This window comes from Paenibacillus sp. NN59 (genome assembly GCF_057597225.1).
The window spans coordinates 925,572-941,127 of sequence record NZ_CP199678.1 but is presented as its reverse complement, the minus strand read 5'-3'; the positions used below and the strand labels follow the sequence as shown (position 1 = coordinate 941,127).

The 15,556-nt window shown below is 47.7% G+C and carries 11 protein-coding genes; 3 read left to right on the top strand and 8 right to left on the bottom strand.

Going from position 1 to position 15,556, the window contains the following annotated elements:
* Position 1: 1 nt before the first annotated feature.
* Both ACT89M_RS04190 and ACT89M_RS04185 read right to left on the bottom strand, forming a co-directional pair.
* Positions 2–1,819, bottom strand: a complete 1,818-nt coding sequence (locus tag ACT89M_RS04190) for an ABC transporter ATP-binding protein (protein WP_090923190.1) — start codon at positions 1,817–1,819, stop codon at positions 2–4.
* A complete protein-coding gene (locus ACT89M_RS04185) occupies positions 1,812–3,548 on the bottom strand; it encodes an ABC transporter ATP-binding protein (protein ID WP_308723292.1) in 1,737 nt (578 codons plus the stop codon). The genes ACT89M_RS04190 and ACT89M_RS04185 overlap by 8 nt, the downstream gene beginning before the upstream one ends.
* A gap of 130 nt (positions 3,549–3,678) precedes the next feature.
* Here ACT89M_RS04185 and ACT89M_RS04180 point away from each other — a divergent pair, with 130 nt between their 5' ends.
* Positions 3,679–4,515, top strand: a complete 837-nt coding sequence (locus ACT89M_RS04180; protein ID WP_090923194.1) for a MerR family transcriptional regulator — start codon at positions 3,679–3,681, stop codon at positions 4,513–4,515.
* A 121-nt stretch (positions 4,516–4,636) separates the two neighbouring features.
* On the opposite strand, the gene ACT89M_RS04175 is transcribed toward ACT89M_RS04180, so the two are convergent.
* From ACT89M_RS04175 to ACT89M_RS04160, 4 genes are all read right to left on the bottom strand, one after another.
* Positions 4,637–5,215 carry a DUF4256 domain-containing protein gene (locus ACT89M_RS04175; protein WP_154891659.1) on the bottom strand — a complete coding sequence of 193 codons (579 nt, stop codon included), beginning with the start codon at positions 5,213–5,215 and terminating at the stop codon, positions 4,637–4,639.
* Between the two features lie 77 nt (positions 5,216–5,292).
* Positions 5,293–8,673 carry a HEAT repeat domain-containing protein gene (locus ACT89M_RS04170; protein ID WP_308723293.1) on the bottom strand — a complete coding sequence of 1,127 codons (3,381 nt, stop codon included), beginning with the start codon at positions 8,671–8,673 and terminating at the stop codon, positions 5,293–5,295.
* A gap of 177 nt (positions 8,674–8,850) precedes the next feature.
* Complete coding sequence (locus ACT89M_RS04165; protein ID WP_186809821.1) at positions 8,851–10,176, bottom strand: sensor histidine kinase; 1,326 nt, start codon at positions 10,174–10,176, stop codon at positions 8,851–8,853.
* The gene (locus ACT89M_RS04160; protein WP_154891656.1) at positions 10,169–10,867 is read right to left on the bottom strand and encodes a response regulator transcription factor; all 699 of its coding nucleotides are present in this window, start codon (positions 10,865–10,867) and stop codon (positions 10,169–10,171) included. Before ACT89M_RS04160 ends, ACT89M_RS04165 begins: the two co-directional genes overlap by 8 nt.
* Positions 10,868–11,027: 160 nt before the next feature.
* Between ACT89M_RS04160 and ACT89M_RS04155 the strand changes: the two genes are divergently transcribed.
* Both ACT89M_RS04155 and ACT89M_RS04150 read left to right on the top strand, forming a co-directional pair.
* Positions 11,028–11,858, top strand: a complete 831-nt coding sequence (locus ACT89M_RS04155) for a TVP38/TMEM64 family protein (RefSeq protein ID WP_308723294.1) — start codon at positions 11,028–11,030, stop codon at positions 11,856–11,858.
* A 115-nt stretch (positions 11,859–11,973) separates the two neighbouring features.
* Positions 11,974–12,576: a GNAT family N-acetyltransferase gene (locus tag ACT89M_RS04150; protein ID WP_154891654.1), complete on the top strand. Its 603-nt coding sequence runs from the start codon at positions 11,974–11,976 to the stop codon at positions 12,574–12,576.
* A 139-nt stretch (positions 12,577–12,715) separates the two neighbouring features.
* Here the strand turns inward: ACT89M_RS04150 and hemG are convergent, their stop codons facing one another.
* Complete coding sequence (gene hemG, locus ACT89M_RS04145) at positions 12,716–14,272, bottom strand: protoporphyrinogen oxidase (protein ID WP_308723295.1); 1,557 nt, start codon at positions 14,270–14,272, stop codon at positions 12,716–12,718.
* A 24-nt stretch (positions 14,273–14,296) separates the two neighbouring features.
* On the bottom strand, positions 14,297–15,487 hold the full coding sequence (locus ACT89M_RS04140) for a TIGR04053 family radical SAM/SPASM domain-containing protein (RefSeq protein ID WP_373323307.1): 1,191 nt from the start codon (positions 15,485–15,487) through the stop codon (positions 14,297–14,299).
* Between the last annotated feature and the right edge of the window lie 69 nt (positions 15,488–15,556).

The window sequence follows — 15,556 nt, the reverse complement described above, 5'->3', positions numbered from 1 at the left end:
ATTAATCCCACTCAAAAGCTCCAGTATACAATTGATAATACGTACCTTTCGCTGCTAACAGCTGTTCATGGTCGCCACGTTCCTTGATCTTACCATGCTCCAGCACCATAATGGCATCGGAATTCCGCACGGTAGACAAACGGTGGGCAATGACAAATACCGTTCTGCCCTGCATCAGATTATCCATCCCCTTCTGAACCAGCGCTTCGGTACGTGTATCGATAGATGAAGTGGCTTCATCCAGAATCATGACCGGCGGACTCGCAATCGCTGCTCTGGCAATCGCTAGCAACTGACTCTGTCCCTGTGACAGTCCATTGCCGTTACCATCCAGCCGGGTCTCATACCCGTCAGGCAGACGTTCAATAAAACTCGCCGCATACGACAGCTTTGCCGCCTGAATGACCTCATCGTCACTGGCCTCCAGCCTTCCGTAGCGAATATTCTCAGCGACCGTACCCGAGAACAGATGGGTATCCTGCAGTACAATTCCCAAGGAACGCCGCAAATCTGCTTTGCGAATACGCTGAATGTTGATGCCATCATAGATGATCTCACCTTCAGTTATATCGTAGAAACGATTGAGCAGGTTGGCTACAGTAGTCTTGCCTGCACCCGTTGCACCCACGAACGCAAGCTTCTGTCCAGGCTTGGCATATAACGTAATATTCTGGAGCACTTGTTTCTTTCCGTCATACGTAAAACTGACATCCTTAAACTCCACTTTGCCTTTCAGAACAACGCTTGTTCCGTCCTCCAGTTTCCAGACCCATCCGGCCTGATCCTTGTTTTTCTCTAAGGTCACGCGGCCTTCATCTGCTTCAAGCTGTTCATCCATCATGTTAAATATCCGCTGAGCCCCTGCAACAGCTACGACAAACATGCTGACCTGCGAGGAGATTTCGGCAATCGGCATTGTGAAATTACGGGATAAACTCAAAAAAGCTGCAATAATCCCCAGACTCAGACCGGCGTTCCAGCCCGATATGGACATAGCTCCGCCCGCAATAGCCACAAGCACGTAGATTAATGTCGACAGATTCTCATTGATTGGCATGAGAATATTCGAATATTTGTTAGCTGTCGCCGAGTCGTCAAACAATTTATCATTCAGATGTGCGAATTGTTCCATCGCTTTTTGCTCGCGACCAAACACTTGCACTACCTTTTGCCCATGAATGATCTCCTCGATATATCCATCCACAACCCCGATAGACTCCTGTTGCTGAAAAAAATGCTCGGTTGCCTTGGTACCGACGGTTTTGGTAACCCAAAGCATCGCGAGTGCACCTAGCACAACCACGATCGTTAAAGGCACATCAAGAAACAACATCGTACCGAGAACGACCACCACTGTCACGGCAGTGGACAACAGCTGGGGCAATCCATCCGTCAGCATCATGTTCAGCGTATCCACATCGTTCGTGTAATGACTCATAATATCCCCGTGGGCTTTACGGTCAAAATATTTAATTGGCAACTTCTGCATGTGATCGAATAAGCGGTCACGAATCCTCTTCATAATCTGCTGTGAGACGGTAATCATCAGCCGTTTCGAGACAAATGTACTGATGACTCCAGCAGCATAGATCACAGCCAGAATGATTAAAGCCTGTAACAAGGCATCAAATACTGGATTTTGATTTCCAAGTAGCGGCGTAATAAAGTCGTCGATCAGCAATCGCAGAAAGGCCGCTGAAGCAACAGAGACGGCAGAACTCACCAGCACCAGGATCAGCGCTAGTGTCGTTCTGAATTTGTAATACTTAAAGTAGGTTAGCAGACGTTTTATCGTCCGGCCATATTGAATGTTATCCATCCAGTGCTTCACCGCCTTTCGTCTGTGTATAATAAGCCTCTTGATAAATTGTATTTCGACCCAGCAGTTCCTCATGGGTTCCGATATCTACCATCTTGCCTTCATCCAGCACGACAATCTGATCGGCATCTTCCACAGATGCAATACGCTGGGCAATGATAATTTTGGTTGTATCCGGTATGCTTTCTTTGAAAATGTTGCGGATTAACGCGTCGGTCCGTGTATCTACTGCGCTGGTGGAATCATCCAGAATCAGAATCTTCGGTTTTTTGAGCAAAGCTCTGGCAATACATAGTCTCTGCTTCTGACCTCCCGAAACGTTCGTACCGCCTTGTGCCAAATGAGTGTCATATCCATCCGGAAACGTGGAAATAAACTCGTGTGCCTGTGCTGCTTTGCACGCTTCAATCAACTCTTCATCGGTAGCATGTTCATTGCCCCAACGCAGATTCTCCTTAATCGTGCCTTCAAACAGGACGTTTTTTTGCAATACCATCGCGACCTGGCTGCGAAGCAAACTTAGATCGTACTTCTTCACATTGACACCACTGACAAGCACTTCACCCTCACTGGCATCATATAGACGTGGAATCAACTGTACCAAGGTAGATTTTGCACTGCCCGCAGCTCCAATAATACCAATCGTCTGTCCCGAAGAAATTTGCAGATTGATGCCAGACAGGGCATAATTCTCGGCTTTGCCTGAGTAACGGAAGGACACATTGCGGAATTCGATCTCCCCGTTGTGTAGCTCTGTAACGGGTGACTCCGGACTGGTAATGTCCGGCTGTTCACTTAACAGGTCATTAATCCTTCCCGCCGAAGCCCGAGCAATGGCAACCATAATGACAACAATACCCAGCGTCATCAAACTCATTAGAATTTGCATGGAATACGCGAATACACTCGTAAGCTCCCCGGTAGTCATGTTTCCGCCCACAACCAGTTTGGCTCCAATCCATGAGATCATCAGCATCACGGCATACATCACAACTTGCATCAGTGGAAGTTCATACGACAGAATGCGTTCTGCCTTAGCCATCTGTGCAAATATTCGCTGGGATACGACCTGAAACTTGGATACCTCACGCTCTTCTCGCACATAGGATTTCACAACCCGGATACCGCGTACGTTTTCCTGCACAACTTTATTGAGATCATCGTAACTGTCAAAGGCACGCTCAAATATCGGAAAAGAATACTTCATGATAATCATCATGCCAATTGCCAGCACGGGTATAACAATCACGAACCATGTAGCGATGGACGGGCTGATACGATACGTCATAATCGTTGCAAAAATCATCATGACCGGGCTGCGGAAGGCAATCCGGATAATCATCAGAAATGCATTTTGCACATGCGTAATATCCGTAGTCAGCCTGGTGACGATCCCTGAGGTCGAGAATTTATCCATATTGGAGTACGACAGCTGCTGCACATGACGGAACAGGTCGTAACGCAAGTTTTTTCCGAACCCCGACATCGCAATCGCAGAATGCTTACCCGCCAGCGCTCCAAAGACCAGAGACACCAGGGCAAACAACACCAGAATCAAGCCATACTTGGTCACCTGATTCATCTGGCCCCCCGTGATCCCCTGATCGATCAATTCAGCCATAAACAGCGGAATAATGACTTCCATGGCCACTTCACCAAGTAAAAACAAGGGCGTCAGCCACGTATCCTTTTTATATTCGCGTACACTTTGCAGTAATTTCCTGACCATAAGCATTCTCCTCATCTAAAATAAACACCCTGATCTACGATCTAAAGGTAGATCGGCGGTCAGAACAGCTGTATTATAAACTGTATAGTAACTATACAGTCAATCTATTATTTTCGACCTGGAGGTACTTATGCATTCCAATGAAATGTTGTCCATTAGTGCTTTTTCCAAGCTATCCGAGGTTTCGCGTAAAACCCTCATTTACTACGACCGGATCGGTCTGTTCAAACCTGCCTATGTGGCGGATAACGGTTATCGCTATTACAGCCACAGCCAGTTTGAAACAATCGGCGTTATTCATATTTTCAAAGAGCTCGGCATGTCCCTGGAGGAAATTCAGCAACATCTCGGTGAGCGTTCTCCAGAAACGACTCTTCAACTTTTGCGCAAACAGGAGGAGAATCTACAGTTGCAGATTGCAAAACTGACTCAGGCCAAACAAATGATTATTCAACGTGCGGAAAATATAGAGCAATCCATGCACCTCGACACCAGCCAAATGCATGTCATCTGGCAACCTGAAACCCCCTTGCTGCTGAGCCGCCGTATCTACTCATCCAAAAAGGAGTTCCCTGAGGAACTTTGGGAGGATTTTCGAGTACGTTTGAACAAGGAACATGCCCCGCTTGGTTATCCCGGCGGCGTCATCATTCCTAAAGCGGATCTGCTACGCAAGGATGGAGATATGATCTCCCATATGTATAGCTATATGACCACAGAGCATCATGAACAGGCGTATATGCCGGAGGGATATTATCTTGTTTCTTATGCCAGAGCCGACTATGGAGATACCGAGAGGTTTTTTCCGCAAATCTTTGATCATATAGAGAAGAAACAGTATGTCATTAAGGGTGATGCTTACGAGGATTACATGCAGGATGAGATTGTGCTGCAACATGCGGAAGATTATCTGGTTCGGGTTATGGTGCATATTGAGGAGCCAAATGACAAAGGAGATATAGCTTAACTCACTTAACTTGGCTTAATTAAAACCAAAAAAGGAACAATTCGCAACCTGCCGAATTGTTCCTCTCTATCCCTGTTGGGACTGCCCTATTTCATCTAACCTAATCCAAACTATATTTCATTTACACCCTTAACAAACCACGGAAACCTCTTGCAGCGTAATAGGACTCTGCCCCGTTATGGTACATAAACACGGTATCGTAACGGCGGTCGCAAAAAATGGCTCCACCCCGCTGTCTAATATGTTCAGGTGTCACCACCCAGCTGGATGTTTTCAGATCAAAGTTCCCCAGTTGCTGAAGTTCACGATACTGGGTCTCATCCAAAAGCTCAATGCCCATCTCGATGCACATTTGAACAGCGCTATGCTTAGGTTTGTTCTCTTTACGTGCATCCAGTGCAGCCTGATCATAACATACACTACGGCGACCCTTGGGACTCTCTGGTGAACAGTCTATAAAGATATATTCACTTGCCTCACTGTCCAACTCCACAACATCCGGTTCGCCGCCCGTCTTCTCCATCTCGTGCAGTGACCATAGTTTGTCCGGGTTTGCTTCCAGTTTAGCCTCTACGTTAGCCCATTCCAGATCGGAATGACGACTCATATTCTTTTCAAAACGGGTCTTTAATGCCTTGAACAATTCATCACGTTGTTCCGGTGACAGATCTTTTTCATTTTCAATGGAGTTCATGGTCATCCTCATTCTCCCCCGGTTCATTAGCATATAGTGGTGCAGCGCACTTATTCTACTCGATTGTAGTGAAAACTATGATGTTATTCAAGTATTGTCCAACTGTCCAACGCCAGCAGACGAACCGCTTCTTGTTCATGCTGTCGGTAAGCTCTTAAGCGATTGCGGCAATCCTGATTCCATAGTAAGTCCTCACCAGCGACCTTGAGCAAAGATAGTCCAATCCATGAAGAAGCAATATCCGTCCGCGTTCTCAACACATCTACGATGTGGAGTAGCTGCTCCGGTTTCCAATATCCTTTCCCATCAAGCACCGTACGCTTAATCTGCCGATCGACCGATTCAAGTACATACGGATGCGCATTAACGATATCAATAACAGGGTGTAACCCTTCGACCGCCTGATCCGGCTGGCTCCAATCCATTGCAGCCAGGTGCAGACGAATCGCCGTGAGCTTCAGCGATTCATGATGCTGAAGAGTCCTGATAATGGATGCATATAATGGAGCAAGTCGCCTTTTCACCGATATAGAACCCGAGACAAGCTGATCAATTAACTCCAGCAAACGTTGACGATGAGGTAAATCCCGCTCTCTACCTGCGTTCCAGTCGTCCTGGGCCTCCACTTCAGCCAACTGCCGGATGACTTGTACGACCTCATCATTCACTTTCCCGTCCCTGCTAACCGTGACCAAGGCAAGAATCGCGGCTTTCCAGCGCGTACCATCCTGTAGATCGATTAGTGCTTTGCCAGCACATTGTGAAATGACCTCTGCACTTACATGTCCCCAGCGTGACATCGCATGAAAGGCTTCCATCGATACAATCGGGTCATCATGCCCCGCAATTTCGGTAATCCACTGTAAATATCGCAGTCGCGCTTCCACCGGAAGTTCATCCGGACGCTGATTCAGCAAACTGCGCGCGATGTCTCGATCCGAAGAGGACGCCATGATACTCATCATTGTCCAGCTTCGCTCATCGTCCAGACATTGCCTGGCCGCATGACCAATGGCAATAATGACATCCTTGTGCCGCTTCGGCTTCTCAAATTCACGGATGAGTAAGGTCACACTTTCACTACTTTTATAAGTTCCCAGCAACCGAACCGCTTCTTTCCGCACCGTAATCTTGAGTTTTTCCCGGTCCAACAGGCTCGAAAGCATGGACGTGAGCAACACCGGGTTCACCCTGCGTGCGCACCTCGGAATGGAGTACATCGCTACTCGTGCACGATCTCCATCCAGATTATTTAACAACACAGGTAGGGCGTCTTCCGGTTCCTCCGTTAACGAAAAAGCATGCAGGGCAGCCTCCACGATATGTACTTCCGGATCAGTTAGTAGCTTCTCTAGCAATGGATTCGAGCGATAATCCGGCATACCCGCCAAACTCCGCATCGCATTTGCACGCTCATAGAAGCTTCGCTTGTTGTCTTGTGCCATGCGGTCAAGTAGCGAAGCCAGCGCTTGTTGCTGACGAGGCAACCAGCGATAAAAGCCATGATATGCTGGAACCAGATAGATGGTTTTCCCCGTTAAATGCTTGCCTTTGAGGACTTTGCCAGAGATAAACGGATCGAGCCACTCCTGACGTTTCCGGTGTAAATGCTCAAACACTTCATAAAATGAGATGAATGTCGGATCAAGATCCAGCAGTTCCCTAACCCGTTTATCCCTGGTCTTGTAGGGAGCGAGCCAGTACCTGACGGCTTGAGCCGCTGACTTTTTACTCTTCACCAATTCCTCGAGCAGGTCGTGCAGTTTGGGCAGTCGATCAATCGCTTTGCCAAATGCACTAGCCATCTGTAGAACGACGTAGTCACTCTCCCGCTTGTTCGCTTCTACACCTATAGCATAGATCTCGTCAAATAGGGTTTCGAGTGCGGCCTGCGGCAGACTGTTCCACTCTCTGGAAAATAACATAAACTGCCCATCACGCATCGCCATGCGCTTGATCGCTCTAAGCGCAAATTGGAACAAGCGACGCCCAGGTTCACTTGCATGCTCCAGCAGCATGTCAAAAGCCAATTGCTCGACTCCCGTTCTGGTTCCATACGAAGTATCTCTGGCCTCAATGACACTGTCCACCAGGATCGTCAGATGTGGCAAATGCTCTTCCTTAAACAACGTGACCGGACATCTCGATAGTTCTGCCATTACCATAAAACGTACCGGGTCCTGATCGTTTTTCACTCTCGTCAGGAACCGTAACGTGTCCTCCATACCACTACGGGACAGAGCCGTGCTTTGAATCAGCCGGGAATAAGCCATAGCACGCTCATCCGCGTTCGATACCTGAACAGCCTGCTCCAGCGTTTCTCTAACTTGTGCAATCAGACGACGTGTTGTCATTTCGAACGTTCTGCCCCGGTCTTCCCGGACTTCTCGCAGGGTGAGCATGCGAACCGCTTCTTTGTCGCGTAACTGATGCGGCAGTACATCGAGCAGGGCCATAGGGAACATTCGATTCGTTCGCTCCTGCACCGGGTACGCTGCATCAAATAACGCTTCACGGCTTGAAGGCGCGAGCGTATCCAGCACCTTTGCCACTTGAAAAGGTGCTTCGGCAAGCATGGTCACCAGTGCAGTCCATTGTGCAGTGGTGAAGTATCTTCTCTTTTTCAACACACCCGCCGGAACTCCGTTATTCAGCAGATATGCCCTTGTCTCCTGCCTCGCGAGCAGTTCAAATACTTGCTCAGGGCCGGTCCGAATCAGGATACCCAGTTGATTTTTAATCACGGGATGAATCTGTTCTTTTGGACCATAAGACAATGCATATTCCAGGACTGCTGCGGGTCTCAATATACTCAGCTTCTCTACCGCCGTGCCCATCTCATACCACACACTGGACCTGTCGCTCTCCGATACTTGATTCAAGGCATTTTCTAAGTAAGCAGCGACCAGGTCCGGGTTCCGGGTTGTTATGGTTCGCCAATTATCAATTGCATATCCAAGCTGTGGCAATCGTGTGCGAACCGTTGCTTCACCACACATGGATAGCAGGAAAATAGCGTCATCTGCGCCCCAACGTTCCAATACGACCGGCAACAGCCGTTCTGCCCAGTCCTGTCTGGTATACTTCACAATGCTCCGCAACAGTTGCTGACGACAATGGTGCGACATCGAAACGATCTCGGTTTCAATGTCATACCCCGGATCAGTGACCACCTCTGCGAGCATCCAGGCAGCCCGGCTCCTGACCCCAGCCTTGGGATGATTTAACGCATGTATAACAGCTTGTGCATCCTTTACCGCGCCAGCTCCGGTTAACGCCAGATGTGCCTCGTACGCTGTCCCGCTGTCCAGTAGCTCAATCAGAAGCGTAGCGTAATCTTTCGCGCCCACAGCCAGATGATGCCGTCCCAGCCGCGCAATCTCTTTCATTCGGTTCGAATAACCAAGCGAGTCCAGTTCTTCTAAAACCCGAGTTTTACTCAGTGGAGTATGATTGTTCTTCATGAAGCCTCTCCCCTCAATCACATTGTGGCCCTTGCTTTCACTTCATTCTTATTTACACTTTTTCCCCTTTTGCTACTCTCTTATATAACCCTTCCTAACACTTGGAAGTTACATCGAATAAGCAAAAATGTATTATTTCTGCCTAGGGCGTGTCTTGAAACCATACGACTTCCGATCTCATTTACTGAGAATAACGGGCAGTTCGATCTGTAGGATAAATGTTTCCTCTTGTTCAGATATCTTCAATGTTCCGTTATGCTGTTCGATGATTTTCTGGCAACTGACGAGTCCGATCTCGTTACTGTCCTTCGTTTTGTCCACAGGTTTAATCCGGTTCCGAGCGGTCATGATTAAAGTGTGTTGCTCGATAGATAAATCGATATCCACTGGATGAGAACGATCCGCATATTTCTTTATATTCGAGAAAATATTGTCAAACACACGACGGATCGCTACAAGATTCAACTCGATCAAAAAGGCCTGTTCCCCGTATTTCTGCTTCAACTCAACATCGAAATTTTCCATTAAGGCCAGTTGCTCATCCAGAAGCTGATCAAACAACTCTCGCCCATCATAGATTTCGGATTCCACATCCTCTTCCTCTGATGCAGAAGAGACCGTGAAGTACTCAAACAGCTTATCTGATAGAATCTTGATCTGATACGCCTTCTCTCGGCTATTGTGAATATACTGGTGCAGATCCTCCTGTGTCTTGTATTTACCCAGTTCAATGATGTCCATGTATCCAAGCAGAATCGTGAGCGGTGTGCGCAAATCATGAGAAATCGCCGTAATCAACTCTCGATTCGCACTTCTCACCCTCTCCTCGCTACCGAGCCGTTCCACAAAAGATTTTCGCATCTCATCGATACTCCATGCCAGCGATGACAGCTCGTCTTTACCAGACACCGTAATCTTATAATCCAGATTGCCGCCTTCCAGTATTTTGATCTCCCGCTCAAGCTTGCCAATATAGGATATTTTCCGATTAATCATGAGCAAGAATGCAACAATAAACACAATCAAAGCTGCGAATACCGTCAAAATCAAAAGCAAGTTATAGTACTGATATTCATAGAAACCAACCAAATAAATCTGAGCCGGCTGATCTGCAAACTGGACGGTTGTAATCGGTGTTCTGGACGGTAAGAACTGAGTTATTAGCTCTTTATTTATCGCAGGATCCGCTTCCGTGTTGGATGCATAAATCAATTTATCCTGTCCAAATATGAATAGCTCCAAGTACCGCTCCCCACGAATCCATTCCGAGAGTCTCTGATGATCCTGCGTGGACAAGTGCTCACTGCTTACCATGGTCTGGAATCGTTTCAGCGCATCCTGCTGCCTGTTTTCGATAAACGTCGATTTGCTGAGATAACTGTCCAGTGCCGTCTCACCAACCACCTGCAAGACGATGAATGTACCTACGGCAACGAACAGCGAGAGAATAATGGCAAGTACCAGCTTGAGCTTCAGTTTTTTTCCGATAAGCAGTTTATTCAATTTTGTACCCCTTCCCCCAAACGGTCTGCACATATTTAGGATGCTGCGGGTCGTCTTCCAGCTTGTTTCTCAAATTCCGAATGTGAACCATTACCGTGTTATTACAAGTATAAAAATAAGGCTGCTGCCACACGCTCTCATAGATATTTTCGGCTGAGAAAACCTTTCTTCGTTTGGACGCCAAGAGCAACAGAATCTGATACTCAATTTCCGTGAGCGAGATTTCTTTCTCACCGATATACACCGATTTGGCATCCTTGTGAATGGTCAGATCCTTCACCGCAATGTTCTCAGCCTCTTCGATCTTCTCCTTGCCCCGGTAGACATAATATCGGCGAAGCAGCGCTTTGACCCTTGCCACCAGTTCGGTATACGAGAATGGCTTGGACAAAAAGTCATCGCTCCCCGACGAAAAGGCTAGTTGTTTATCCGAATCCTGTGTTTTTGCTGTCAGGAACAGGATCGGCGCACTCGTTTTTTCACGAATCTCCAGACATGCCTTCAGTCCAGACTTATTGGGCATCATCATATCCAGAATAATAAGATCTGTCTCTTCCGTTACTTTATCGACCGCGTCTTGGCCGTCGACGGCTTCAATAACTTCGTAATTTTCACTTTCTAGTAAAATCTTCACGATCTCACGAATCTCACTATTATCATCTGCAATTAAAATCTGCTTATTGTTGTTCATTCGAAATCCCTCCGTTCATTCCAGTATAGTCTGCGTGTTTTAACAGAGCCAGCGGATCAGGATCGCCTTAAGAATTCTTAAGAAGTTAAGTAGGTATCTCTTCATGATTTCGATTTATACTGTTAATAGTGAATGTCATTACAAAAAGGGGTCTTACGTTATGCCGAAAATCTCAAAACGTATGGTGATGAAAATACTGTTGGGCTTGTTCGCTGCCTTATCCATGGGCCTGCTGGTTTATTATGCGCCTGCCATCATTAAAATCATGTCGTCGATGGACAATTTCAGAGCTTATATTCATTCCACGGGACACTGGGGCCCGATCATGTTTATTTTATTCCAGATTCTGCAGATCGTCGTTGCGCCGATTCCAGGAGAAATCGTGCAAATTGCCGGTGGTTATATCTACGGTACTGCACTCGGTTCTTTCTATACAACCGTTGGTCTGGTCTTAGGTTCAGCCATTGCCTTCTACTTTACCCGTTTCATCGGCCGTGATTTTGTATCGCGCCTGCTACGGAAGCAAAATATGAAATGGATGTCATTCATGCATGATGAGCGAAAATTTGCTGCCTTTTTGTTTATCTTTTTCCTCGTTCCCGGGTTGCCCAAAGACATGCTTGTCTTTGTCGCTGCGCTGACATCCATCAGCTCTTTACGCTTCTTCACTATTCTGCTGGTTGGACGTTTGCCCTGGATTATCGCTTCGGCCGTGGTAGGTTCCAACCTTCATATGCAACAATATACCATCGCCATCATCATATCGGTTATTGCTGTCGTTGGATTTATATTCGGATACATCTACAAGGACAAATTAATGAATCTGTTCTCCAAAGCGGATAAAACGAATCCGACAATTGAGAATATGGAGAACAATGAAGATAGTGAGATCAAGGAGATAAACGAGACAAAGGGACTCAACACGACGTTAAAAACAAAAACTGCGCCTGCTTTAGTTAAGCCGAGAGACTTGGCACCGAAAAAAGGATAAAGATGACAGAAGAGTTGAATATGTACGATGCCATCACACACACAACAAAATACGAAATACGGAATATGAATTAGATATGCATGATCTATTTCCGTCATCATTGGAGGAATCATATATGCAAAACATTGTAACGGATCGATTGATTTTACGTAATTTTGCCGCAACGGATGCGGCCGGATTGCTCGAGTATACCGCGAATCCACGAGTGAACTGCTTTATGGATCATCAGATGTCGACACTTGAGGAAGCAGTCGCTGAGGTAGAGAAACGAAGCAAGGACGACTCCCATATCGCCGTCTGTCTGAAAGACAGCAATGAGATCATTGGAGAGCTGTTTGGGATGACAGAAGGCCATGATCCAGATTCAGATTCGGACTCGAAATCGAATTCAGACTCAAAATCAGACCCAGATACGTATAGTGTCGGCTGGAATTTTAACGGGAGGTTTGAGGGAAAAGGATACGCCAGCGAGAGTGCTCGTGCCTTCATGGAATACCTCTTTATGGAGCAGGGAATTCGGAGAATTTACGCTTACGTGGAAGACGATAACTTCCGGTCTCAGAAGCTGTGTGAGAAACTGGGCATGCGCCGGGAAGGGCTGTTTCTTGAATTTATTTCTTTTGTCAAAAATGAAGACGGTACGCCGAAATACGAGAACACGTATCAATATGCGATATTAAAAAAAGAATGGCTGGCGCAGCATGCTACTGCGAAATAGCGTGATCCAAATCCCCGGATCGTGTGAATATATTCCTTGAGCCGATCATTACAGCGTAAGTAAATTCAGCGCCCTGCCAATAAAAAAAGCGGCAGCTTCCCCCGATTGAATTTCGGGACAGGCTGCCGCTTCTTTATGTTTATCTAGTTCCCAACAACGTGCCAATGACTTTCTCCGCCATAGCCTTGCCCTGAGAGATACAATCCGGAACGCCAATTCCGCGGTAACCTCCGCCACCAACGTACACTCCAGGCATAACATCTTCCAGTAACTTCTCAACCTCTGCGATTCGTTTTAGATGCCCGACTTGATATTGGGGCATGGATAACGGTAATCGGTTGATCTCTGTAAAAACAGGCTCTGCGGAGATCCCCATGGTATCCTGTAATTCGCGGCGTACTTCAGCAATGATTTCTTCATCGGTAAGCTGATGACTCATCGGTTCACGGCCGTATTTCCCCACATATGCTCGCAAAAGAATGTGACCTTTCGGCGCTGTATGCTCCCACTTAGATGATGTCCAGGTGCAGGCTGTAATTTTGCGTTCTTCCTTGCGCGGTACAACAAAGCCGGATGCATTCAGGGAAACACCCACATCCTGCTCGCGATAAGCAAGTACGACGTTCATCACCGAAGCATACGGGATCGCACGCAGGTGTTCTGTAATCGCCTCATGCTCATGTGCAAGCATATCCGCTGCTGCATACGCTGGAGTCGCAATCACTACCGCATCCGCCGCAAGCGTCGTTCCATTGTTAAACTGAACCGTATAACGTATAGTGTCTTTTCCTTGCTCTTGTTCTGCTTTCGACACACGGGAAATTTCCGTGTTCCTGATCAAATGCGCTGTGGAAGAAAGTGTCTGTTCAAGTTGCGTTACCACACCTTCCAGTCCGCCCCGTGCACTCAAAAACATGCTTCGAGTGGCCGTGCCCGATGGTTTTGATGCGGGTTTGGGAGCTGGACGGGTTGCCGATATAGTTGTAGGTTGTGACGTAGACTCCGTTGTGGTTTGAGCCGTAGGCTTGACTGTTTGCTTCGGGGCGCGGCTTTTTCTCACACCCAGCATGCCCACGATCAGGCTACGGTGTTTTTGCTCCGTTTCCTGTAGCATTGGAAACGTTGCTTGTACACTCAGTCCGTCCGCATTGCCAGCATATATGCCTGCCAAGAGCGGCTCGGCGATCTGCTCCAGTACTTCATCGCCAAGGCGTCTGCGTAGCAGTTGCCCCAGGGACTCATCCTCCCTGCTCGACCTCCGCGGCAAAACAAGATCTGCCGCTGCTCGCACCTTGCCCCGAAGGGACAATAAACGAGTTGTTACGAAGGGTTTCCACTTCGTAGGCACTCCGAGCATAAAGCCATCCGGAATCGGATGCAGTTTATTCCGATACGCGATATAGCTATGCGACACCCCTGGACGCGTACCAACGAGTTCTTCACCCATACCGAGCTCCTGCATAAGCTCAATGATGGAGGTTTTCCGTGCGAGAAAAGAATCGGGCCCCCGTTCGATCACGAATCCATCCCTTTTACCGGTGTGCACATGTCCACCGAATCGATCATTTTTTTCAACAATAATAAGTTCTGCTGCAACATCATTCGCTCTACAAAACTGTTCGATATAATAAGCTGCGCTCAATCCGGTAATGCCACCGCCAGCGATGACAACTTGTTTCGTGCGTTGATTATCCATGCTACACTTCCCGCCATATAAACTTTAACGCAGCGCCGCCGGGATATAGGCACAGGAAGGATCACTGTCCATGTAATCTCCCGTCATTGCATACGCTCTTGCTCTGGAGCCACCACACATCGTTTTGTACTCGCAGACTGCACATTTTCCGTTCAATTTCGACTTATCCCGCAAGGTCTGCATCACCGGTGAATTCCGGTACACCTCAATTAGCGACTCATTCTTCACATTACCGCACACCACGGGCAAGAAACCGCTAGGATAGACGTCCCCCGTGTGACTGATAAACACAAACCCGTCCCCATCATTGACCCCTTGCGGTGCACGTCCCAGCATATCTTTGCTTTTGGCGAGACCCTTGGCAAGATCTGCATGATTTCCTGCGCTCTGCTCGGATTGAAGTTCTAAGCCTTGCTTGGAGTTCTGCTCTGAGGCCTGCTCTGCTCCTGCTGTCCGTTGCTGTATCATTACCCGTCTGTAGTGAGGCGCCTCCGTTGATTTCACGCCGTAAGGCATCTCATGAGCAAGCTGCACCATCCACTTCATGACCTGTTCATGCTCTTCCGCTGTGATCATATCTTTCTGCTGAGCTCTGCCTGTCGGAATGAGGAAAAACAGACTCCACAACACAACGCCCATCTCTTTCACCTTAAGGCTGATGGCCTCCAGATCGTGTAGGTTATAACGGGAAACGGTCGTGTTGATTTGAATCGGAATGGCTGCTTCCTGCAAAAATCGAATGCCCCTCATCGTCATATCATAAGAACCTCTGGTTCCGCGAAAATGATCATGAATCTCGGCCGTTGACCCGTCCAGACTAAACGCCCAGCGGGATAAACCGATTTCCTTCGCTTGCATAATTGCCGCTTGAGTGACCTTCGGCGTGGCACTAGGCGTCATGGACACGGGTAACCCCTTCTCCCGAATCGCATACTCCGCCAGTTCAAACAGATCTGGCCGCATTAGCGGGTCACCCCCCGTGAAAACAAATAACGGTTGTTCCTGCATAGCGGCGATATCATCTATCAGCCTTTTTCCCTGTTCGGTGGTCAGTTGACGTGGATCAGCCCGATACTGGGCCTCTGCCCGACAATGTACACATTTCAGCGCACATGCCCGGGTCACTTCCCAGATCACGATGAACGGATATTGGGTATAATCACGTGGCTTCATCTGCGGCCTTAACTGCTGCATTTGCGCCTTGATCTGTGGCATCGTCATCCATTCTCCCCCTATCTACATGCCATTAAGTGTAGAGCAGATGTCGGGTCAGGAAAGTGAGAA

Excerpts from the sequence above, each read along its gene's own strand:
- ACT89M_RS04190 (WP_090923190.1), bottom strand. The coding sequence starts at position 1,819 with ATGGATAACATTCAATATGGCCGGACGATAAAACGTCTGCTAACCTAC.
- ACT89M_RS04185 (WP_308723292.1), bottom strand. The coding sequence starts at position 3,548 with ATGGTCAGGAAATTACTGCAAAGTGTACGCGAATATAAAAAGGATACG.
- ACT89M_RS04180 (WP_090923194.1), top strand. The coding sequence starts at position 3,679 with ATGCATTCCAATGAAATGTTGTCCATTAGTGCTTTTTCCAAGCTATCC.
- ACT89M_RS04175 (WP_154891659.1), bottom strand. The coding sequence starts at position 5,215 with ATGACCATGAACTCCATTGAAAATGAAAAAGATCTGTCACCGGAACAA.
- ACT89M_RS04170 (WP_308723293.1), bottom strand. The coding sequence starts at position 8,673 with ATGAAGAACAATCATACTCCACTGAGTAAAACTCGGGTTTTAGAAGAA.
- ACT89M_RS04160 (WP_154891656.1), bottom strand. The coding sequence starts at position 10,867 with ATGAACAACAATAAGCAGATTTTAATTGCAGATGATAATAGTGAGATT.
- ACT89M_RS04155 (WP_308723294.1), top strand. The coding sequence starts at position 11,028 with ATGCCGAAAATCTCAAAACGTATGGTGATGAAAATACTGTTGGGCTTG.
- ACT89M_RS04150 (WP_154891654.1), top strand. The coding sequence starts at position 11,974 with ATGCAAAACATTGTAACGGATCGATTGATTTTACGTAATTTTGCCGCA.
- hemG (WP_308723295.1), bottom strand. The coding sequence starts at position 14,272 with ATGGATAATCAACGCACGAAACAAGTTGTCATCGCTGGCGGTGGCATT.
- ACT89M_RS04140 (WP_373323307.1), bottom strand. The coding sequence starts at position 15,487 with ATGCCACAGATCAAGGCGCAAATGCAGCAGTTAAGGCCGCAGATGAAG.